Genomic DNA, 20,622 nt, shown 5'->3' with positions numbered 1-20,622 from the left:
TCCGCTGCGCGGGGCGTTTGGGTGGCGGTGTCGGGCCTGCGGGGGTGGTGTGCAGGACTGCTGCGCTTTACGTCCTGCACACCACCCCCTCCGGCCCGCCCCCTCCCGTTGAGGGTGGGTTGAAAGAGGGGTGGGTGGGGGCTGGGGCCCGGCGGGTCAGTGCTGGCCAGCACGGCGCTCACTGACGCGCATGAATCCATCCACGGAGCCGCAGGAACCCACTAGCGCAGGGCCCCACGTAGCTCTCTCCCACCCTCATACGGGAGGGGTCGGGTTGGGGGGAGGTGGGGTGCCCGGACGTAAAGCGCAGCAGTCCGGGCACCCCACCTCCCCCCAACCCGGCACCGCGGCCTACCTACAAGCCCCGCGCAGCGGCAACGCCCGCCGCAGGCGCAACGGCAGGATGGCCGACGACGTACGACCAGCCCCGCGCAGCGGCACCGCGCCGCAGGCGCAAACAGCGAAACCCTCACGGCGGGAAAGCCAAAAACGTGGGAAGGAAAACGCTACGCGCCCCGCCCCGGCGCCGGCGCCGTGCCGCCGAGGTGGGCGGGGATCCACCAGGTGTCGTCGGCGTCGCGGGGCCGTACGGGGTAGGCGCGCTGGGCCGCTTCCAGGAGGTCCTGGACGCGGGCCCGCAGCCGGTCGGTGATCTTCTCGACCTGGTCGGCCGGGTCGGCCGCCACCGGTTCGCCGACCCGGATCGTTATGGGGAAGTGGTGGCGGCCCAACTGCCGCTTGTGGCCCTTGGTCCACAGCCGCTGGGTGCCCCACAGCGCCATCGGGAGCAGCGGGACGCCGGCCTCCTGGGCCAGTCGCGCGGCGCCCGACTTGAAGTTCTTCAGGGTGAACGATTCGGAGATGGTCGCCTCGGGGAAGACCCCGATGATCTCGCCGGAACGGAGCGCGGACAGCGCGTGCTTGTAGGCGTGCACGCCCTGCGTCCGATCCACCGGGATGTGCTTCATGGCCCGCATCAGCGGTCCCGACACCTTGTGCCGGAAGACCGACTCCTTCGCCATGAACCGCACCAGTCGCTTGGCCGGGCGCGCCGCCATCCCGCAGAAGACGAAGTCCAGGTAGCCGATGTGGTTGCTCACCAGGACCGCTCCGCCGCGCTGCGGGATGTTCTCCGTACCGGCGATGTCGAACTTCAGGTCCAGCGTCTTGAAGAGCGTACGGGCTGCACCGATGACGGGCGGGTAGACGAGCTCGGCCATGTGCGGGGGACCCCTTCTCGGTGCCTGGGGAGGGTTCTCCCGGCGGAAACCTACGCAGTCGTAACTCTGCGCTTCGGGAGATCGTGCCCGATGCGCGCGCCGCCGGCCACCGTGCGGGGCCCCCGGGGCGGGAGATCCTCGTCACGTGCGCAACGGAACCGGCAGGTGGGGCGGCCTTCGCCGGTCGGTGCGGGGTGGTTTTCGGCCCCGGGAATCTTTGCGGTCGCGGAAGCGCTGCACCCAGGGATGACGGGACGGTGCGCCGCGCCGGAGCCGCGGGGCGGGTGTCCGCGGTCCGCGGCGGGCCGCGGCGACGGGAAGGACGACGGTGCGGGACGACCAGGTGCGGATGGGCGCCGCCGAGATCGGTGCGGAGCTGGGGGAGCGGGCCACGCTCGTCCAGTTCTCCAGTGCGTTCTGCCAGCCCTGCCGGGCCACCCGGCGCGTGCTGACCGAGGTCGCGGGCATGGTCGACGGCGTCGCGCACGTCGAGATCGACGCGGAGGAGCGGCTGGAGCTGGTGCGGCGCCTGGAGGTGCAGGGCACGCCGACGGTGCTGGTGCTCGACGCCCGCGGCACGGTCGTCCGCCGGGCCGCCGGCCAGCCCCGGAAGGTCGACGTCATCGCGGCCCTGGGGGAGGCGGTCCGTGATTGATCTCCCAGATGGCGGGCGGCACTTGACGCCTCGGGTCACGCGTCGTCAGCCTGACGTCATGCGGCCAGGAATTGATCTCCTTCTCTACGGACGTGCGCACGTCGATCTGGTGCGGACCGCCAGCGCGCGTTGTCCCGGCGTGTGAGCAGCGACGACACCTCCGCCGCCGAGCGCCGTTCGGCCGTCGGCGGTCCCGCCCGGGCGCGCAGCCCACAGCAGAAGGACAACTCCATGACGGCCTCGCCCGATGTCGGCACGCCCCGCACCGCTTCCCCCGAACTCCTGCGCTCCGTTTTCCGTCAGCACGCCGCGGGCGTCGCGGTGATCACCGCGGCCGGTTCCGGACCCGTCGGCTTCACCGCCACCTCCCTGACCTCCGTCGCCGCCGAACCCCCGCTGCTCTCCTTCGGCATCGGCACCGGCGCCTCCAGTTGGCCGGCCGTCTCCGAGGCCGAGCACATAGGCGTGCACGTCCTCGGCGAGCACCAGCAGGAGCTGGCCGCCACCTTCGCGCGCAGCGGCGCCGACCGGTTCGGTCCGGCGACGTCCTGGCGCACCGGTCCCGAGGGCGTGCCGCTGTTGGACGGCGTCCTGGCCTGGCTGGTGTGCCGGGTGGTGGCCCGCGTCCCGGCCGGCGACCACCGGATCGTGCTGGCCCAGCCGGTCGTCGGCGACCCCGCGGGTCCCGGCCGGCCGCTCCTCTACCACCAGGGCCGCTTCAACGCGTTGCGCGACTGACGAGTTCCTCCGTACCTGCTTCGTCGCCCGGTCGGGGCCGTTGGGAAGGTCACATTTCGACGGCCTTGATTCGGGGCACCAGAGTGTATGTACTGGCGAGTAATATGGCGGTCGGCGCGGGGATCCGCATCCGACCGGGAGCCGCCCCGTGAGGCGCCTATGCTGCCAGCACAAGGCAGTTCTGAAGAGACGAAGCAGGTAGGAGAGCCGGCGTGAGCTTGAGGATCGTTGTCTGTGTGAAGTACGTGCCCGACGCCACCGGCGACCGGCACTTCGCCGAGGACCTGACCGTCGATCGCGACGACGTGGACGGCCTCCTCTCGGAGCTCGACGAGTACGCCGTCGAGCAGGCCCTGCAGATCAAGGAAGCCAACGACGGCGAGGCCGAGATCACGGTCCTGACCGTCGGTCCCGAGGACGCCACCGACGCGCTGCGCAAGGCGCTGTCGATGGGTGCCGACAAGGCCGTCCACGTCGAGGACGACGACCTGCACGGCACCGACGCGCTCGGTACCTCGCTCGTGCTCGCCAAGGCCATCGAGAAGACCGGCTACGACCTCGTGGTCTGCGGCATGGCGTCCACCGACGGCACGATGGGCGTGCTGCCCGCGCTGCTCGCCGAGCGCCTGGCGGTCCCGCAGGTGACCCAGCTCTCCCAGGTCGCCGTCGCCGACGGCCAGGTCACCGGCCGCCGGGACGGTGACACCGCCAGCGAGCAGCTCCAGGCCGCGCTGCCGGCCGTCGTCTCCGTCACCGACCAGTCGGGCGAGGCGCGTTACCCCTCCTTCAAGGGCATCATGGCCGCCAAGAAGAAGCCGGTGGAGACCCTGGACCTGGACGACCTCGACATCGAGGCGGACGAGGTGGGCCTGGACGGTGCCTGGACCAAGGTCGAGTCGGCCGACGAGCGCCCGGCCCGCACCAAGGGCACGATCGTCACGGACGAGGGCGAGGGCGCCAAGCAGCTCGCCGAGTTCCTCGCGGGCCAGAAGTTCATCTAAGGCCGCGGGTCCGGGGCGCGGCCCCGGACCGGCACCGCTCCGCGACCGGGGTCGAGGCCATCTCCCGCCTCAGCGCCCGCATTTGACGGTCCGTCGGAACTCTTCGTCCTCCCTTCGCCCGCACTCTTCCCGCAGGAGCAATTCCCATGGCTGAAGTCCTTGTCTACGTCGACCACGTGGACGGCGCCGTCCGCAAGCCCACCCTCGAACTGCTCGCCCTCGCCCGCCGCATCGGCGAGCCGGTGGCCGTGCACCTCGGCGCCGGCGTGGAGACCGCCGCCCCCGTGCTCGCCGAGCACGGCGCGGTGAAGGTCCTCGCCGCCGACGTCCCCGAGTTCGCCGAGTACCTCGTCGCCCCCAAGGTCGACGCGCTGCAGGCCGCCTACGACGCGGTCTCGCCGGCCGCCGTCCTGCTGCCTTCCTCCGCCGAGGGCAAGGAGATCGGCGCGCGACTGGCCGTCCGGATCGGCTCCGGCATCATCACCGACGCCGTGGACGTCGAGGCCGGCGACGAGGGCCCGGTGGCCACCCAGTCGGTCTTCGCGGCCTCGTACTCCACCAAGTCGCGGATCACCAGGGGCACCCCGGTCATCACCGTCAAGCCCAACTCCGCCGCCCCCGAGGCCGCGCCGGCCGCCGGTGCGGTCGAGCAGCTCGCGGTGACCGTCGCCGACGCCTCCAAGGCCACCAAGATCGTCTCGCGCACCCCGCGCGAGTCGACCGGCCGCCCGGAGCTGACCGAGGCCGCGATCGTGGTCTCCGGTGGCCGCGGCGTCAACGGCGCGGACAACTTCCCGGTCATCGAGGCGCTCGCCGACTCGCTCGGCGCGGCCGTCGGCGCCTCCCGCGCCGCGGTGGACGCCGGCTGGTACCCGCACACCAACCAGGTCGGTCAGACCGGCAAGTCGGTCTCGCCGCAGCTGTACATCGCGGCGGGCATCTCCGGCGCGATCCAGCACCGCGCCGGCATGCAGACCTCGAAGACCATCGTCGCCATCAACAAGGACGCCGAGGCGCCGATCTTCGACCTGGTCGACTACGGCGTGGTGGGCGACCTGTTCAACGTCGTCCCGGCGCTCACCGACGAGGTCACGTCCCGCAAGGGCTGACCCGGCCGGGCCCACCGCGGGCCCGTGGACTCCGCACGGCCGAAGGCCCCGTACGCACCGGACGTACGGGGCCTTCGGCCGTGCGGGGCGCGCTCGGATGGGACGGGGCGGCGATCCGGGGCGGTCGTGGCCGGAAAGGGGCGACGCGCCAGGAGGGCCGCTCCTCGCGCGCGGCCCCTCAGAACCCGGTCTCACCGTCCAGCGCCTCGCGCAGCAGGTCCGCGTGCCCGTTGTGCCGCGCGTACTCCTCGATCATGTGGACGTAGATCCAGCGCAGGTTCAGGGTGCGGTCGCGGAGGGTGAAGGTCTCGTCCAGGCTCCGCTCGGCCACCACCGCGTCGCAGGCCGCGATCTCGGCCGTCAGGGCCGCAAGGTCCGCCGCGGCCCGAGCCGGGTCGAGGTCGTCGAAGTCGGCGTCCGGGGCGTCCGGGGTGCAGTGCAGGGTCGCGACCGCCTCGCCGGCGAACCGCTGCCGGAACCAGACGCGTTCGACATAGGCGAGATGGCGGACCAGGCCGAGCAGGGTGAGCGTGGACGGCGGGGTGCCGGGCCGGGCGAGCTGTTCGCCGGTGAGGCCCGCGCACTTGCTGAGCAGGGTGTCACGGTGGAAATCGAGCCAGCTCTGGAGCATCGCGCGTTCGCCCGCTGCGGAGGGCATCGGGCGGCGTTCGGTCCGGGGTGCGATCCATGTCATGACGGGATTGTGGGGGCTGGTGGGTGGACCGCGCCACGGAGTTGTCGGCCGGGTGCGGGCCGGTGACCTGCGTCGCCACGAGGAAGGAAGGTGTTGACCTCGCCTACCGACACCGTTAGCTTCGCTATACGGATTGTTGATTCCGTCAAGCGGAAATGCCTGAGTCGGCGACGACATCGGGCACAAGCACCGGGAGGGTACCGAATGGGGCAGCAGGAGACCGTGGCGACGAGCTTCGCGGACGCCGTACGCGAGGGCATCGGAGCCGCTCTCGCCGAGGTGGACGCCGACCTGGCGCGGCGCTACCCGGGCGACCCCGGCACCCGTCAGCCCGTCCACACGGTCTACGTCCCCGGCGACGCCTTCACCGCCGGCACCATCCGCTCCTGGGGCGACCAGGCGCTGGCCATGCTCGACGAGCACGCCCCGGACGCCGGCGCGCTTGCCGCCGTCCTCGGCCTCTCCGACGACCTCGCCGGCCCGGTGTACGACCGGGTCCGCGCCAAGCTGGAGCGCGAGCCCGTCGAGGACCTCCGGATCGACTTCGAGGACGGCTACGGCCTCCGCTCCGACGCCGAGGAGGACGAGGCCGCCGCGCGCGCCGCCGCGCTGGTCGCCGCCGCCTACCGGGACGGCACCGCCGCCCCCTACATGGGCATCCGCATGAAGTGCATGGAAGCCGCCGTCCGCGACCGCGGCATCCGCACCCTGGACGTCTTCCTCACCGGCCTCATGGCGGCCGGCGGCCTGCCCGAGGGACTCGTCCTGACCCTCCCCAAGGTGACCTACGCCGAGCAGGTCACCGCCATGGCCCGGCTGCTGGACGCGTTCGAGAAGACCCACGCCCTCACGCCCGGCCGGATCGGCTTCGAGATCCAGATCGAGACCACCCAGTCCATCCTGGGCGCCGACGGCCGCGCCACCGTCGCCCGCATGATCGAGGCGGCCGAGGGGCGCGCCACCTCGCTCCACTACGGGACCTTCGACTACAGCGCCTCCTGCGGGGTCAGCGCCGCCTACCAGGCCAGCGACCACCCGGTGGCCGACCACGCCAAGGCCGTCATGCAGGTCGCCGCCGCCGGCACCGGCGTCCGCGTCTCCGACGGCTCCACCAACGTGCTGCCGGTCGGCCCCACCGCCCAGGTCCACGACGCCTGGAAGCTGCACCACGGCCTCACCCGCCGCGCCCTGGCCCGCGCCTACTACCAGGGCTGGGACATGCACCCGGGCCACCTCCCGACCCGTTACGCCGCCGTCTACGCCTTCTACCGCGAGGGCCTGGAGAAGGCCGCCGCCCGGCTCGCCGCCTACGTCGCCAAGGCCGGCGGCGACATCGCCGACGAGCCCGCGACCGCCAAGGCGCTCAGCGGCTACCTGCTGCGCGGCCTCGACTGCGGCGCCGTCGAGGGCGACGAGGTCGCCCGCCTCACCGGACTGACCCGCGCCGACCTCGACGGCCTGGCGGGCCGCCCGACGAAGTCGGCCTGAACGGGAGCCGGTCGAACCGGCTCGGGGGCGGCCGCGCCGTCGGCCGCCCCGCCAGGCCGCTGTCGGCCGGACCCCACCCCGGGGCCCGGCCGCTCCGCGTACGGCGGCACGGGGGAACGCCGTACGCGTGAGGGCACGCGCCACACCTCGCCCACGGCCGGGGTTGGCCGTGCGGCCCGCTCCCCGGTCAGCCCCCGGCCGGCCGGATCTCCCCCGAACCGCGCGGGATCAGCCGGGTGGGGATCTCCAGTCGCTGCGGCGGGTCGTCGACGCCGTCGAGCCGCCGGAAGAGCAAACCGGCGGCGGTCCGGCCGAGTTGGGCGGAGTCCTGGGCGACGACCGTGATGGCGGGGTGGACCAGATCGGCGAGTTCGAAGTCGTCGAAACCGACCAGGGCGACCGGGCGGGCGTGGCCGCGCAGCACCCGGACGGCGGTGACGGTGACGCGGTTGTTGCCTGCGAAGAGGGCGGTGACCGGCTCCGGCGCGGCCAGCATCGCGGTGGCTGCGGCGCGGACCCGGTCCGGGGCGGTGGAGCCCAGCAGGACCCAGGAGTCCTCGACCGGCAGCCCCGCCTCGGCCATCGCGGTGCGGTAGCCGCGCAGCCGCTCCTTGGCGGTGTGGATGCGCGGCTGGTCGCCGATGAAGCCGATCCGGCGGTGGCCGTGCGCGATGAGGTGGGCGACCGCGGCCCGGGCGCCGCCGAAGTTGTCGGAGAGGACCACGTCGGCGTCGATCCGGCCGGCCGGGCGGTCCACGAAGACGGTGGCGACGCCGGCGGCCAGCTCGGGCGCGAGGTAGCGGTGGTCGTCGCCGGCGGGGATGACGACCAGCCCGTCCACCCGGCGGGCGCACAGGGCCAGCACCAACTCCTGCTCGCGGGCCGGGTCCTCGGCGCTGGAGCCGTTGATCAACAGGGCGCCGTGGCTGCGCGCGACCTCCTCGACGGCACGGCTGAGCGGCCCGTAGAAGGGGTCGGCGAGGTCTTCCAGTACCAGGCCGATGCTGGCGGTCCGGCCCTTGCGCAGGACCCGGGCGGAGTCGTTGCGCCGGAAGCCCAGCGCGGTGATGGCCTCCTGGACGCGGCGTTCGGTGTCCGGAGTGACGCCTGGTTCGCCGTTGACCACCCGCGAGACGGTCTTCAGGCCGACGCCGGCGCGCGCCGCGACATCCTTCATCGTGGGGCGGGTGCCGTAGCGATGGGAAGTGCCGCGGGCGGTCTCGGTCACGTGTGCGGTCCTGTCTGCCGGGGGACGGATGCGGTGTCGGGTGCGCCCGCGGGCGCCGCGCGCCGACGGGTCGCTGCGTGGCGACGAGCATAGCCCCTAGACAACGTTGTCAAATGCCGGAAGACTGGCGTTCTCATGCCGGGCCGGTACGCCGGCCCCCCGGCCCACCAGGAGACTTCGACACCGATGCAGACGGACCTCAGCGCAGCGCTGGACATCGGCGGCACCAAGATCGCCGGCGCCCTGGTGGACGCGCGCGGCAGACTCGTCGTCCGGGCCGCCCGGCCGACCCCCGCGGACCAGGACGGCGCCACCGTGATGGCGGCGGTGGCCGAGGTCGTCCGGGAGTTGGCCGCCGGGCCCGACTGGGCGCGGGTGGCCACCGTCGGCATCGGCAGCGCCGGGCCCGTGGACGCCGCGGCCGGCACCGTCAGCCCGGTCAACATCCCCGGCTGGCGCGACTTCCCGCTGGTCGCCGGGGTGCGGGCGCTGGTCGGCGGGCGACCGGTGACGCTGGTCGGCGACGGGGTGGCGATGACCGCGGCCGAGCACTGGCAGGGCGCCGCGCGGGGCCACGACAACGCCCTGTGCATGGTGGTCTCCACCGGGGTCGGCGGCGGACTGGTCCTCAACGGGCGGTTGCACCCGGGGCCTTCGGGCAACGCCGGGCACATCGGGCACATCAGCGTCGACCTCGACGGCGACCCGTGTCCGTGCGGGGCGCGCGGTTGCGTGGAGCGGATCGCCAGCGGCCCCAACATCGCCCGCCGGGCACTGGCCAACGGCTGGCGACCGGGCCCCGACGGGGACGCCAGCGCCGCCGCGGTCGCCGCCGCGGCCCGTGCCGGTGACCCCGTCGCGGTGCGCTCCTTCGAACGGGCCGGGCAGGCGCTGGCCGCCGGGATCGCCGCCACCGCCACCCTCGTCGAGATCGACATAGCCGTCGTCGGCGGCGGCGTCGCGGGCGCCGGGGACGTCCTGTTCGCCCCGTTGCGCGCCGCCCTCCGGGATTACGCCACGCTGTCCTTCGTGTCCGGACTGACCGTGGTCCCGGCCCAGATGGGGACGGACGCCGGTGTGGTGGGGGCCGCCGCGGCGGCCGCGCAACAGTCCCGTCTCGATGCGTTCGTCCCCGCCCCGTAGGGGCATCGGTCGCACCCTCGCGCCCCGTAGTCTGGCTTCCGGCCGCCTGAGGGGTTGCGGCACAATGCCCCGGCATCCAGGACGTACGGGCCGCTGAGGCACGCCAGACGGGTAGCGAGGGGAACGCACGGTGACTTCGGGGGAGCACGAGCAGCGCGGGGCGGACGGAACCGGTGCGGCGGACGGCGTGGACGGACCCGGACCGGCCGGCGGTGCGCCGGGCGGCGGAGTGCCGCGGTCCGCGGCCCGCAGCGGCCCGCAGCGCGGCGTCGACGACGACCTGACCGGGCAGGTGCTCGGTGGCCGCTACCGCGTCACCGGCCGGATCGGCCGCGGCGGCATGGGCGTGGTCTGCCGGGCCGAGGACCAGGTGCTGGGCCGCGAGGTCGCGCTCAAGGTCCTGCGCGCCTACACCGACGCCTCCGCCCCCGAACTCGCCGACCTGCGGACCCGGATGCAGCGCGAGGCGCGGGCCGCGGCCCGGATCCGGCACTCCGGCGTGGTCACCGTCCACGACGTCATCGAGGAGGCCGGCCGCCCGGTCATCGTGATGGAGTTGGTGGACGGGCCGTCGCTGGACGACGCCATCGGCGCGCAGGGCCCGTTGGACCCGCAGGAGATCGCCCGGATCGGCGCCGCCGTCATGGACGCCCTGGACGCCGCCCACGAGGTCGGCGTGCTGCACCGCGACGTCAAGCCCGGCAACGTCCTGCTGGAGCGCGCCGCCCGGCTCCCGGACCGGGCCGGCTCCCGCGGCGGCCGGGTGGTGCTCACCGACTTCGGGATCGCCAGCATCGAGGCCCCCGGGGACGGCGCCACCACCAACATCACCCGCAGCGGCGAACTCGTCGGCTCGCTCGACTACCTGCCGCCCGAGCGCGCCCAGGGCATGGACCCCACCCCCGCCTCGGACATCTGGTCGCTGGGCATGACGCTGTACGCGGCGGTCGAGGGCGGCAGCGCGCCGTTCCGCCGCACGTCGGTGTACTCGACGCTGACCGCGATCGTCACCGAACCGCTGCCCGAACCGCGCCGGGCCGGGCCGCTGGCACCCGTCCTGTACGCCCTGATGGCCAAGAACCCGGCCGACCGCCCGTCCGCCGCCCAGGCCCGCAGCATGCTCCAGGCCGTGGCGGAGGGCCGCGACCCGGGCGTCACGCCGCCCCCGCCGCCGTTCGCGCAGTCCGGCACGCCGTACGCGCCGACCGCCACCGACGTGACGGCGGGGGCCGGGCCGCTGCCGGGACCCGCGGGCGCCGGGGTGGCGCCGGCCGGTTGGCTCGGCGGCCCGGGCGTCCAGGGCGGTGCCGTGCCGCAGCCGCCCGGCACGAACCCGCCCCGACCGGTCCACGACGCCTCGATGACGGCGGCCGGCTCCGCGACCGCCGCCACCGGCCCGCATCCGTACCCGACCGGCCCGGACGGCGACACCGCCCGGCTGCCGGCCCGTCGGCGCCGTCGGGTGCTGTTGGCGGTGGCAGCGGTCCTGGCCGTGCTGGCCGGCGGCGGTGGCCTCACCTACGCCCTGGTCGGCGGCGGTTCCGGCGACCGGGACACCGCGGGCGGCCGGAAGCCGGCGGCGCCGGCCAGCACGCCGGCGACGGGCCAGCCGAGCGTCTCCGCCGGCAAGGGCGGCGACGGCAAGGCCACCAGCGTCTCGCCGACCGACTCGGCACCCCCCTCCGGGGACCCCTCGTCCTCCGGCGCTCCCAAGCCGGGCGCGCCGGGCGGCAGTTCGGGCGGCCAGACCGGCGGAGCGGCCGCGGGCGGCAACCAGGGCGGCACCGGCGGCGGCGCCTCGGGCGGGGCCCACGGCGGAACCTCCGGCGGCGCCCACGGCGGCACGTCCACCGGCGGATCCGGCTCCGCCGCCGGCGGCGCCAGCGGGGGGAGCGGCGGCGGGTCACCGGCCCCCGGACCGGCCTGCACGAACATCGGCGGCGGCAAGGCCAACTGCCCCGTGTGGCGCACCGCGAACTCCTACACCGCGTCCTTCCAACAGGTCGGCCACCTCAACGCCGGCACCAACTACTTCTACTGCCAGGCGAAACTGGGCCGTCGCGAGACGTACGGGAAGTGGACCAACGTGTGGTGGGCCAAGACCGACGACGACAGCGGCAACGCCGGCGTCTACGTCAGCGTCGTGTACCTCACCGGCGGGGAGAACGACCAGCCGGTGCCCGGGCTGCAGGTCTGCTGAACCGCGGTGCGCGGCCGGCCGACGGGGACCCATGGGACCCCGGCATATGCGACGTACCGCCCCGCCACGGGCCGCCCGGAGACCGTGTGCGGGTGGGGGTTTCGGTGCTGGAGGGGCGGGGGAGCGCTTGTTTGCCGGGGCATCGCGGCGGGGGAGGCGGACCGGCGTCCCCCGTGCGGTGTGTTGCTCCAACGTGTTCCCGGCGCTGCGCGCGGCCCGTGGTCCCGAGCGTTTCCGTGGCAGGGTGTTGCGGGCAACTCACCTGGGTCTAGGGAAGAGGGGAAACCGTGATCGTCTGGCTGAACGGCACGTTCGGTGCGGGCAAGACCACTGCGGCTCATGAAGTGCTCGACCTGCTTCCCGGAAGCACGCTCTACGACCCCGAACTCCTCGGCACCGGGCTGCGGTCGATGCTGCCGCCCAAGCGCCTCGAAGAGGTCGACGACTACCAGGACCTCCCGTCCTGGCGGCGGATGGTCGTGGACACCGCGGCGGCCCTGCTCACCGAGGTGCCGGGCCCCCTGGTGACCCCGATGACGCTGCTGCGCCAGGAATACCGCGACGAGATCTTCGGTGCCCTCGCCGCCCGCCGGATACCGGTCCGACATGTCCTCCTGGATGCGGAGGAAACGATCCTGCGCTCCCGCATAGCCCACCGCGAGGAAACCCCCGGCGACCCCGAGGGCAACGCCGCCGTCCGCCGCTGGTGCCTGGAGCACCTGGGCCCCTACGCGCAGGCCCTGGACTGGCTCAAGAGCGACGCCCACGTCGTGGACACCACGGCTCTGACGCCCCGCCAGACCGCCGAACGGGTCGCCGAGGCCGTCCGCACCGGCGCCGGCGCCTGCGACATCGTGCAGACCCCCGAGCCGACCGCGGAGACCCTCGCCGCCGGAGTGCTGCTCTTCGACGACCAGGACCGCGTCCTGCTGGTCGACCCGACGTACAAACCCGGCTGGGAGTTCCCCGGCGGCATCGTCGAACCAGGCGAGGCACCCGCACGCGCCGGCGTGCGCGAGGTCGCCGAGGAACTGGGCATCCAACTCGGCTGCACGCCAAGGCTGTTGGTACTCGACTGGGAGGCGCCCAAGCCCCCCGGCTACGGCGGCCTGCGCCTGCTCTTCGACGGCGGCACGCTCACCGCGGACCGCATCCGAGAACTCCTCCTGCCCGGCGCCGAGCTCCGCGCCTGGCGCTTCGTCACCGAATCCGAGGCGGAGTCCATGCTCCCGCCCGTCCGCTGGAACCGCCTCCGCTGGGCCCTGCGCGCCCGCGAACGGGGCTGCCCGCTGCATCTGGAGGCCGGCGTGCCGCTCGGCTAGCGCCGGGCCTCGCCCCACGTTTTTTGCTTTTCCGCCGTGGTGGTTGCTGTCTTTGCGCCTGCGGCGCGGGCCGCTGCGCGGGGCTTGTTGGGGCGCGGTGTCGGGTTGGCGGGTGGTGGGGTGCCCGGACTGCTGCGCTTTACGTCCGGGCACCCCACCACCCGCCAACCCGACCCCTCCCGTATGAGGGTGAGAAAGGGGGCAGTGGGGGCCTGCGTTAGTGGGTTCCTGCTGCTCCGTGAATGCATTCATCCACCGCAGTTAGTGCAGTGGTGGCCAGCACCAACCCACCGGGCCCCAGCCACCACCCACCCCTCTTTCAACCCACCCTCAACGGGAGGGGGCGGGCCGGAGGGGGTGGTGTGCAGGACGTAAAGCGCAGCAGTCCTGCACACCACCCCCGCAGGCCCGTCACCGGCACCCGAACGCCCCGCGCAGCGGACCCCGCCCGCCGCAGGCGCAATGGCGAGAAAGCCGACAACGTCGGAACAGGCCCGCGCCGCCAGGCGCAAACCGCAACCACCACGGCGGGGAAGCCAAAAACGTGGGAATCAGACCCGCTCCGCAAAACGCTGCAAGAACAGCGCCTCCGCCAGGGACAGTCGCTGGAGTTCGTCGGGGGAGACGCTCTCGTTGACGGCGTGGATCTGTGCTTCCGGCTCGCTGAGTCCGATGAGGAGGATCTCGGCTTCGGGGTAGAGCCCGGCCAGGGTGTTGCAGAGCGGGATGGAGCCGCCGAGGCCGGACGTCTGCATCTCCTTGCCGTCGTACGCCTCGCGCAGTGCCGCCGCCATCGAGGCGTAGGCCGGGCTGGTGGTGTCCGCGCGGAACGGCTGGCCCTGGCCGACCTGCTCGACGCCGACCCGGGCGCCCCACGGGGCGGCGCCTTCCAGGTGGGCGGCGAGCAGCTTGGTGGCGTCGACGGCGTCGGTGCCCGGCGGCACCCGCAGGCTCACCAGGGCGCGGGCCGAGGCGTGCACGGACGGGGTGGCGCCGACCACCGGCGGGCAGTCGATGCCCAGGACGGTCACGGCCGGGCGGGCCCAGAGCCGGTCGGCGACCGTTCCGGTGCCGATGAGTTCGACGCCGTCCAGGACCTTGGCGTCCGTGCGGAAGTCCGCGTCGGAGTACTGCAGGCCCTCCCAGGTGGCGTCCGCGGCGAGGCCGTGCACGGTCGTCGAACCGTCCTCGGCGCGCAGCGAGTCCAGGATCCGGATGAGCGCGGCCAGCGCGTCCGGGGCCGCGCCGCCGAACTGGCCGGAGTGCAGGTTGCCTTCCAGGGTGTCGACCTGGACGTGCACCATCGTCATGCCGCGCAGCGTCGCGGTGACGGTGGGCGTTCCGGCCCGGAAGTTGCCGGAGTCGCCGATCACGATGGCGTCGGCCGTGAGGAGTTCCGGGTGCGCCTCGGCGTACCGCTCCAGGCCGCCGGTGCCCTGTTCCTCCGAACCCTCGGCGATCACCTTGATGTTGACCGGGACGCCGCCGTGCTCCTTGAGCGCGCGCAGCGCGGTCAGGTGCATGATCATGCCGCCCTTGCAGTCCGCGGCGCCGCGCCCGTACCAGCGGCCGTCGCGCTCGGTCAGCTCGAACGGCGGCGAGACCCAGGCGTCCTCGTCCAGCGGCGGCTGGACGTCGTAGTGGGCGTACAGCAGGACGGTGGGCGCGCCGGCGGGGCCGGGGAGGTGGCCGTAGACGGACTGGGTGCCGTCCGGGGTGTCGAGCAGGGCGACGTCCTCGAAGCCCTCGGCCCGCAGGGCGTCCGCGATCCAGGCGGCGGCCTGCTCGCTCTCGCTCTTGGGGAACTGCGCGAAGTCCGCGACCGACTTGAAGGCCACCAACTCGGCGAGTTCGGTCCTGGCCCGTGGTTGCAGGGCGGCGACGGTCTGGGCGAGCGGGCTGTCAGGCATGGAACGCTCCTTGTGGGCGCGGCGTTGGATACGTGGGGGCACGTTCGGCGGGGTGGGCCAGGCGGGCCCGGACGTACGGGTGGGCGTGCTCCGATCTTCCCACAGGCGGTTCGCCCGGACGGGGCCCGTAGGATGCGGGCGGTACGCGCAGCCAGGCATCGGACGGGAGCGGAAGCACAGGTGAGCAGCGAGCAGGCGGCCGAAGGCAACCAGCAGGTGTGGGACGTCGTGGTGGTGGGCGCGGGGCCCGCGGGCGCCTCGGCGGCACACGCCGCGGCGTGTGCGGGGCGCCGGGTACTGCTGCTGGAGAAGGCCGAACTCCCCCGCTACAAGACGTGCGGCGGCGGCATCATCGGCCCGTCCCGGGACTCCCTGCCGCCCGGCTTCGAACTGCCGCTGCGCGACCGGGTGCACGCGGTCACCTTCACGCTCAACGGGCGGTTGACCCGCACCCGCCGTTCCCGGCACATGCTCTTCGGGTTGATCAACCGTCCGGAGTTCGACGCCGCCCTGGTGGAGTCCGCCACGGACGCCGGGGCACAGGTGCGGACGGGCGTGACGGTCACGCGCGTGGAGCAGCACGGCGCCAACGTCCCCGACCGCCGGACGGTCGCGGTGGTGCTCGCGGACGGCGAGGTGGTGCTGGCCCGGGCGGTGGTCGGCGCGGACGGCAGTGCGAGCCGGATAGGCGCGCACGTGGGCGTCAAGGTCGACCAGGTCGACCTGGGGCTGGAGGTCGAGATCCCGGTGCCGGAGACGGTCGCCGAGGACTGGGCCGGCCGGGTGCTCCTGGACTGGGGACCGATGCCGGGCAGTTACGGCTGGGTGTTCCCCAAGGGGGACACCCTGACCGTCGGGGTGATCTCGGCCCGCGGCGAGGGCGCGGCCACCAAGCGCTACCTGGAGGACTTCGTCGGCCGGCTCGGCCTGGCCGGCTTCGAGCCGCGGATCTCCTCCGGGCACCTGACCCGCTGCCGGGCCGACGACTCGCCGCTGTCCCGGGGGCGGGTGCTGGTCTGTGGCGACGCGGCGGGCCTGCTGGAGCCCTGGACGCGGGAGGGGATCTCCTTCGCGCTCCGTTCCGGCCGGCTGGCGGGCGAGTGGGCGGTGCGGATCTCCGAGGCGCACGACGCGGTGGACGCCCGGCGCCAGGCCCTGAACTACGCCTTCGCCATCAAGGCCGGGTTGGGCGTGGAGATGGCGGTCGGCCGTCGGTTGCTGGCCGCCTTCGCGCGCCGCCCCGGAATGTTCCACGCCGCGCTGACGGGGCTCCGGCCCGCGTGGCGGGCGTTCGCGAAGATCACCCGCGGGACCACGACGCTCGCCGAAATGGTCCGCACGCACCCGCTCGCCCGGCGCGCGCTGAACGCCTTCGACCGGGCGGAGGCGTCCGGTCCGACCGCGCCCGATGCGCGACCGATGGAGGTCAGCGACCCGGAGCCGGCGGCCGACCGGCAGTGACGGGCCGGCCGGCGCCGCGCCACCGGACCGCGCCGCCGTCCTCGTAGGGGCGCTCCCGGGTGCCGGGGCGGCCCGCTCCGGCAGGTGGTGGCCCGGCCTGATCCGGCGGTCGGACGTACTCCCCGGGGAGTAGCCGGGCCCACCGCCTCCGGTGGACGCCGCCGCGCCGCACCGCGGTCTAGCGTTGCGGCATGGACAACGCACGGCCGCCGTGGGCGCGGCGCCGCCACGACGTGGCAGGGGGCGGGTGGTCGACGGCCCCGGTGCCCGGCGACCGCCCCCGCGGCCGACTGCCCTGGCGCTCGACGCTGGCGGTGGCTGTGCTGGTCACCGTCGGCAGCAACGCCGCCGCCCACTCTCAGGCCGGCCGCGTCCCGCTCGACCCGTTCGGCCATGCGCTGCTCCTCGCCGGGGCCGCGCTGCTGCTCTTCCGGCACCGCTTCCCGCGGGCCACCGCCGTCGGCACCGCGGCCTGTTGCGCCGCCTACTTCACGGCCGGCTACCCCTACGGTCCGGTCTTCGTCACGCTGGCGCTCGGTGCCTTCGCGGCGATCGTCGCCGGGCACCGGGTGGTCGCCTGGTGCGCCGTGGGCGGGGTGTGGCTGCTGCACCTGTTGGCCGCGCACTGGCTCTACCGGTGGCTGCCCCCGTACCTCGGGCCGGCCCCGTGGGCACAGGAACTGGTCGTCACCGCCTGGGTGGCGGCCGTGCTGGCGGCCTCCGAGCTGGTCCGGGTGCGCCGCGAGCAACTGGCCCGGACGCGGGCCGAACGCGCGGCCGCCGAACGTCGCCGGGCCGACGAGGAGCGGTTGCGGATCGCCCGTGAACTGCACGACGTCCTCGCGCACAGCATCTCGGTCATCAACGTCCAGGCCGGCGTCGGGCTGGCGCTGCTGGACTCCGACCCGGAACAGGCGCGGACCGCCCTGACCACCATCAAGGCCGCGAGCAAGGAGGCGCTCGGCGAGGTCCGGCAGGTCCTGGACACCCTGCGCACCCCGGGGGACGCCCCGCGGGCGCCGGCGCCCGGCCTGGACCGGCTGCCCGAACTCACCGAACAGGCCCGCGGCGCCGGCCTCGCCGTGGACGTCACCACCGAGGGTGGCGCCATCGCCCTGCCGCCCGGCACCGACCTCGCCGCCTTCCGCATCGTCCAGGAGGCGCTGACCAACATCGTCCGGCACTCGGGATCGCGCACCGCCCGGGTCCGGCTCCGTTACGCTCCCGGTGCGCTGGAGATCCGGGTCGACGACGACGGCCCGGCGACCGCCGGCGCCGAGGAACCGACGGGCGGCGGCAACGGGCTGGCCGGGATGCGGGAGCGCGCCGCGGCCCTGGGCGGCACCATCGAGGCCGGTCCGCGGCCGGACGGCGGCTTCCGCGTCCTGGCCCGCGTCCCGCTCACCGCCGCGGGCCGCGCCATCCCCGAGGAGGAGTCGTGATCCGGGTACTGCTCGCCGACGACCAGCTTCTGGTCCGGGCCGGCTTCAAGGCGTTGCTGGACGCCCAGGCCGACATCGAGGTGGTGGGCGAGGCGGCCGACGGCCAGCAGGCCCTGACCGGGGTCCGGGCGCACCGGCCGGACGTGGTCCTGATGGACATCCGGATGCCGGTGGTCGACGGCCTGGCCGCGACCCGGGGGATCACCGGGGACCCGGCGCTGCGGGACGTCAAGGTCGTCATGCTGACCACCTTCGAACTCGACGAGTACGTCTTCGAGGCGCTCCGCTCCGGTGCCTCCGGCTTCCTGGTCAAGGACACCGAACCGGACGAACTGCTGCGGGCGGTGCGCGCGGTGGTGGCCGGGGACGCGCTGCTCTCGCCGGGGGTGACCCGCCGGCTGATCGCGGAGTTCGCCGCCCGTTCCAAGGAGCCGGCGCCGGCCGCCGCGCTCGGCGCGCTCACCGAACGCGAGCGGGAGGTGATGGCCCTGGTGGGCATCGGGCTCTCCAACGAGGAGATCGCCCGCCGGCTGGTGGTCAGCCCGCTCACCGCCAAGACCCACGTCAGCCGCACGATGGTCAAGCTGGGCGCCCGGGACCGTGCCCAACTGGTCGTCCTCGCCTATGAGTCGGGCCTGGTGCGGCCGGGCTGGCTCGGCTGACGCCCCGGGCCGCGCGGCGGGGGCGGGGGCGGGGCGTCAGCGCAGTGCGGAGGGCCGCAACGATCAGATGGCGGCCCGCTCCCGCCACAGCGCCGGCAGGGACGGGTCGCCGGAGACCTTCAGACCGTCCCACGGCAGGCGGTTCCACAGGGCGAGGTACAGCTCCTCGGCCGGGCCCTCGACCGTGCAGTCCGCGGTGGCGTCCGCCGCGTCGGGTGTGGTGTGCCGCTCCGTGCGCGGCGGGCCGTCGGGCGTGAGGTGCACCGTCCACACGGCGTCGGGGGTGTCGTTGGCGCGCAGCCGCAGCGTGCCGGGCTTCGCGGGGCGCACGCGGCTGCGGTCGCCGGCGTGGAAGCCCCGCAGGAGTTCGTCGACGCCGTCGGCGGCGAAGCGGGCCGGCAGCGGCGTCAGCGCGACGCCGGCCGCCTGCTGGGCGTCGGCGCGGTGCACCGACGTCTCGTGCGCCTGTCGACGCGCCCAGAAGGCGAGCGGCGAGGGGGCCGGCAGGAACGTCCACGTCCGCAGGTCCGCCGGTGCGGTGTGCAGCGCCAGGACGAGGCGGTGGTGGCCCTCGCGCAGCCAGGGCACCAGCTCGTCGTCGGTCAGCTCCGGCAGCTCCGGGAGGGGACGCCGCTGCTCCCGGGGCTCGGTCACCATGCCCGTCACCCAGCGGTGGACCGTCCCCACGTGCCGCACCAGGTCCCGCATCCGCCACTCGGGACAGGCCGGCACCGTGGCGTCGGGGCCGGCCTCGTCGGCGGCGTCCGCGAGCAGCCCGCCGTCCAGCCGCAGGGTTTCGACGAACTCAGTGATCTCCATGCGTCCGAGTGTGCCAGCCACCACTGACACCGGCCGGCGCCGGGGCGGTCGCCGCCGGCCCGGAGCACCGGACGGTCGGCGCCGCGGGGCCCCCACCGACCGGTGCGGCCCCGTCACCGCCCGCCCGCACGCCGCCGTCCCGGAGCGGAACGCCCTCTCGCACCAGCAGAGTTGTCGCGGCTTCCGTTCCGGGCCGCTCAGCTACCGACCGGGCGGGGCTCCGCCGTACCGCGGTGCGACCCGCGCGTCAGGTGCGCGATCAGCGCCGCCACCGCCGCCAGCAGCGCGAGCGTGGTCAGCGCGACCGGCAGGCCCCACGCCTCGGCGAGGAAGCCGATCGCGGGCGGCCCCAGCAGCATGCCGCCGTAGCCGATCGTGGAGGCCACCGCGACCCCGTGGGGGCCGCCGGCCGCCCCGGCGCGTGCGAGGGCGATCGGGAAGATGTTGGCCAGCCCCAGCCCGGCGACCGCGAAGCCGACGCAGGCGGCCCACGCGGTCGGCGCGAGCGCCCCGAGCAGCAGGCCGGACGTCGCCGTGATGCCACCCGCGACCAGGGCCCGCGCCGGGCCGAACCGCTCGACGACCGCGGTCCCGGAGAGCCGCCCGACGGTCATCGCCAGCGCGAACACCGCGTAGCCGGCCGCCGCGAGGCCCGGCGCGGCGGCCAGGTCCTGGGACAGGTGCAGCGCGCCCCAGTCGGCCAGCGCGCCCTCGCCGTACGCGGTGCACAGCGCGATCACCCCGAAGACAAGGACGAGCCGGCGGGCCCGACCGGACGCGGGGGCCCGCCGGGGACGGCCCGGGCCGGCCGCCGCGCGTTCCTCGGGGCGCGGCGCCGCACTCCCGGCCCCGGCCCGTTCCCGCAGCAGCACGGCGCCCGCGCCGGCCGTCGCCAGCAGGCCGCACGCGGCGAGCGCTGACAGGTGCGAGGCCGGCGAGAGGTGCCCGGCGACCAGCCCGCCGAGGCCGGCACCGACCATGCCGCCGAGGCTGAAGGCGGCGTGGAAGCCGGACATCACCGGCCGGCGCAGGACGGCGATCAGTTCGACGGCGGCGCTGTTCATGGCGACGTTGAGGGAGCCGTACGCGGCACCGAAGACCAGGAGGGCCAGGCCCAGTGCGGTCGCCGAGTGGGCGAGCGGGGGCAGCAGGATGCTCAGCGCGAGGGCCGCGCCGGAGGCGACGGTCACCGCGTGGCTGCCGAAGCGCCGGCACAGCCGTCCGGTGAGCATCATGAACGCGACCGCCCCGGCCGACACGCCGAGCAGGGCGAGTCCGAGGGCGCCCGCGCCGGCGCCGGTCTGCTCCTTGATCGCGGGGATCCGGACGACCCAGCCGGCGAAGAGGAAGCCGTCGACGGCGAAGAACGCGGTGAGCGCGATGCGCAGCCGCCTGCAACGGTGGCCGGCCGCCTCCGGGGCGGCGATCGGCGCCCCGCTATGCGTCGGTCGGGTGGTTTTCGGGAGGTTGGTGGGCTTGTGGCCCCGATTGCGGGTCAAGGCCGTGCGTATTTTGTTTAGCGTCGGCACA

General features: G+C 74.6%; 17 protein-coding genes. 11 read left to right on the top strand and 6 right to left on the bottom strand.

Annotated elements, in window-relative coordinates; translation table 11 throughout:
- Positions 1–506: 506 nt before the first annotated feature.
- Positions 507–1,220 carry a lysophospholipid acyltransferase family protein gene (locus ABD385_RS24670; protein ID WP_344579845.1) on the bottom strand — a complete coding sequence of 238 codons (714 nt, stop codon included), beginning with the start codon at positions 1,218–1,220 and terminating at the stop codon, positions 507–509.
- A gap of 349 nt (positions 1,221–1,569) precedes the next feature.
- Between ABD385_RS24670 and ABD385_RS24665 the strand changes: the two genes are divergently transcribed.
- The 4 genes from ABD385_RS24665 (at position 1,570) to ABD385_RS24650 (ending at position 4,723) form a co-directional block, all read left to right on the top strand.
- Complete coding sequence (locus tag ABD385_RS24665; RefSeq protein ID WP_344579865.1) at positions 1,570–1,875, top strand: TlpA family protein disulfide reductase; 306 nt, start codon at positions 1,570–1,572, stop codon at positions 1,873–1,875.
- 231 nt (positions 1,876–2,106) lie between these two features.
- Positions 2,107–2,613, top strand: coding sequence for a flavin reductase family protein (locus ABD385_RS24660; RefSeq protein ID WP_344579862.1), 507 nt, complete (start codon positions 2,107–2,109; stop codon positions 2,611–2,613).
- A gap of 212 nt (positions 2,614–2,825) precedes the next feature.
- Positions 2,826–3,614 carry an electron transfer flavoprotein subunit beta/FixA family protein gene (locus tag ABD385_RS24655; protein ID WP_344579844.1) on the top strand — a complete coding sequence of 263 codons (789 nt, stop codon included), beginning with the start codon at positions 2,826–2,828 and terminating at the stop codon, positions 3,612–3,614.
- A gap of 146 nt (positions 3,615–3,760) precedes the next feature.
- Positions 3,761–4,723: an electron transfer flavoprotein subunit alpha/FixB family protein gene (locus ABD385_RS24650; protein WP_344579843.1), complete on the top strand. Its 963-nt coding sequence runs from the start codon at positions 3,761–3,763 to the stop codon at positions 4,721–4,723.
- Positions 4,724–4,901: 178 nt separating this feature from the next.
- Here the strand turns inward: ABD385_RS24650 and ABD385_RS24645 are convergent, their stop codons facing one another.
- Positions 4,902–5,417, bottom strand: a complete 516-nt coding sequence (locus tag ABD385_RS24645; RefSeq protein WP_344579842.1) for a DinB family protein — start codon at positions 5,415–5,417, stop codon at positions 4,902–4,904.
- Between the two features lie 204 nt (positions 5,418–5,621).
- Between ABD385_RS24645 and ABD385_RS24640 the strand changes: the two genes are divergently transcribed.
- On the top strand, positions 5,622–6,905 hold the full coding sequence (locus ABD385_RS24640) for a DUF6986 family protein (protein ID WP_344579841.1): 1,284 nt from the start codon (positions 5,622–5,624) through the stop codon (positions 6,903–6,905).
- Positions 6,906–7,092: 187 nt separating this feature from the next.
- Here ABD385_RS24640 and ABD385_RS24635 read toward each other — a convergent pair whose 3' ends face one another.
- Positions 7,093–8,133, bottom strand: a complete 1,041-nt coding sequence (locus ABD385_RS24635) for a LacI family DNA-binding transcriptional regulator (protein WP_344579840.1) — start codon at positions 8,131–8,133, stop codon at positions 7,093–7,095.
- Positions 8,134–8,319: 186 nt separating this feature from the next.
- On the opposite strand from ABD385_RS24635, the gene ABD385_RS24630 reads away from it, so the two are divergent.
- From ABD385_RS24630 to ABD385_RS24620, 3 genes are all read left to right on the top strand, one after another.
- Entirely contained in the window at positions 8,320–9,276 is a 957-nt protein-coding gene (locus ABD385_RS24630) for an ROK family protein (RefSeq protein ID WP_344579838.1), read from the top strand.
- 229 nt (positions 9,277–9,505) lie between these two features.
- Positions 9,506–11,476, top strand: coding sequence for a serine/threonine-protein kinase (locus ABD385_RS24625; protein WP_344579859.1), 1,971 nt, complete (start codon positions 9,506–9,508; stop codon positions 11,474–11,476).
- A 287-nt stretch (positions 11,477–11,763) separates the two neighbouring features.
- Entirely contained in the window at positions 11,764–12,798 is a 1,035-nt protein-coding gene (locus ABD385_RS24620) for an NUDIX hydrolase (RefSeq protein WP_344579836.1), read from the top strand.
- Positions 12,799–13,349: 551 nt separating this feature from the next.
- On the opposite strand, the gene ABD385_RS24615 is transcribed toward ABD385_RS24620, so the two are convergent.
- Complete coding sequence (locus tag ABD385_RS24615; RefSeq protein ID WP_344579835.1) at positions 13,350–14,708, bottom strand: dipeptidase; 1,359 nt, start codon at positions 14,706–14,708, stop codon at positions 13,350–13,352.
- Between the two features lie 180 nt (positions 14,709–14,888).
- Between ABD385_RS24615 and ABD385_RS24610 the strand changes: the two genes are divergently transcribed.
- From ABD385_RS24610 to ABD385_RS24600, 3 genes are all read left to right on the top strand, one after another.
- Positions 14,889–16,169 (top strand): geranylgeranyl reductase family protein, encoded by a 1,281-nt coding sequence (locus tag ABD385_RS24610; protein WP_344579834.1) that lies wholly within the window; start codon positions 14,889–14,891, stop codon positions 16,167–16,169.
- 191 nt (positions 16,170–16,360) lie between these two features.
- The gene (locus ABD385_RS24605) at positions 16,361–17,611 is read left to right on the top strand and encodes a sensor histidine kinase (protein WP_344579833.1); all 1,251 of its coding nucleotides are present in this window, start codon (positions 16,361–16,363) and stop codon (positions 17,609–17,611) included.
- Positions 17,608–18,273, top strand: a complete 666-nt coding sequence (locus ABD385_RS24600) for a response regulator transcription factor (protein ID WP_344579832.1) — start codon at positions 17,608–17,610, stop codon at positions 18,271–18,273. The genes ABD385_RS24605 and ABD385_RS24600 overlap by 4 nt, the downstream gene beginning before the upstream one ends.
- Before the next feature lie 63 nt (positions 18,274–18,336).
- On the opposite strand, the gene ABD385_RS24595 is transcribed toward ABD385_RS24600, so the two are convergent.
- A complete protein-coding gene (locus ABD385_RS24595; protein WP_344579830.1) occupies positions 18,337–19,092 on the bottom strand; it encodes a maleylpyruvate isomerase family mycothiol-dependent enzyme in 756 nt (251 codons plus the stop codon).
- A 197-nt stretch (positions 19,093–19,289) separates the two neighbouring features.
- A complete protein-coding gene (locus ABD385_RS24590) occupies positions 19,290–20,621 on the bottom strand; it encodes an MFS transporter (RefSeq protein ID WP_425585463.1) in 1,332 nt (443 codons plus the stop codon).
- Position 20,622 lies beyond the last annotated feature (1 nt).

The organism is Streptomyces lunalinharesii, assembly GCF_039532155.1.
In the GTDB taxonomy this organism is placed as follows: domain Bacteria; phylum Actinomycetota; class Actinomycetes; order Streptomycetales; family Streptomycetaceae; genus Streptomyces; species Streptomyces lunalinharesii.
Note: the sequence above shows the minus strand (reverse complement) of the source record. Positions and strands in the feature narration are given on the sequence as shown.

What these genes read in the sequence shown, in the direction of transcription:
- ABD385_RS24615 (WP_344579835.1), bottom strand. Translation starts at nt 14,708, where the DNA reads ATGCCTGACAGCCCGCTCGCCCAGACCGTCGCCGCCCTGCAACCACGG.
- ABD385_RS24595 (WP_344579830.1), bottom strand. Translation starts at nt 19,092, where the DNA reads ATGGAGATCACTGAGTTCGTCGAAACCCTGCGGCTGGACGGCGGGCTG.
- ABD385_RS24630 (WP_344579838.1), top strand. Translation starts at nt 8,320, where the DNA reads ATGCAGACGGACCTCAGCGCAGCGCTGGACATCGGCGGCACCAAGATC.
- ABD385_RS24605 (WP_344579833.1), top strand. Translation starts at nt 16,361, where the DNA reads ATGGACAACGCACGGCCGCCGTGGGCGCGGCGCCGCCACGACGTGGCA.
- ABD385_RS24665 (WP_344579865.1), top strand. Translation starts at nt 1,570, where the DNA reads ATGGGCGCCGCCGAGATCGGTGCGGAGCTGGGGGAGCGGGCCACGCTC.
- ABD385_RS24640 (WP_344579841.1), top strand. Translation starts at nt 5,622, where the DNA reads ATGGGGCAGCAGGAGACCGTGGCGACGAGCTTCGCGGACGCCGTACGC.
- ABD385_RS24670 (WP_344579845.1), bottom strand. Translation starts at nt 1,220, where the DNA reads ATGGCCGAGCTCGTCTACCCGCCCGTCATCGGTGCAGCCCGTACGCTC.
- ABD385_RS24660 (WP_344579862.1), top strand. Translation starts at nt 2,107, where the DNA reads ATGACGGCCTCGCCCGATGTCGGCACGCCCCGCACCGCTTCCCCCGAA.
- ABD385_RS24645 (WP_344579842.1), bottom strand. Translation starts at nt 5,417, where the DNA reads ATGACATGGATCGCACCCCGGACCGAACGCCGCCCGATGCCCTCCGCA.
- ABD385_RS24650 (WP_344579843.1), top strand. Translation starts at nt 3,761, where the DNA reads ATGGCTGAAGTCCTTGTCTACGTCGACCACGTGGACGGCGCCGTCCGC.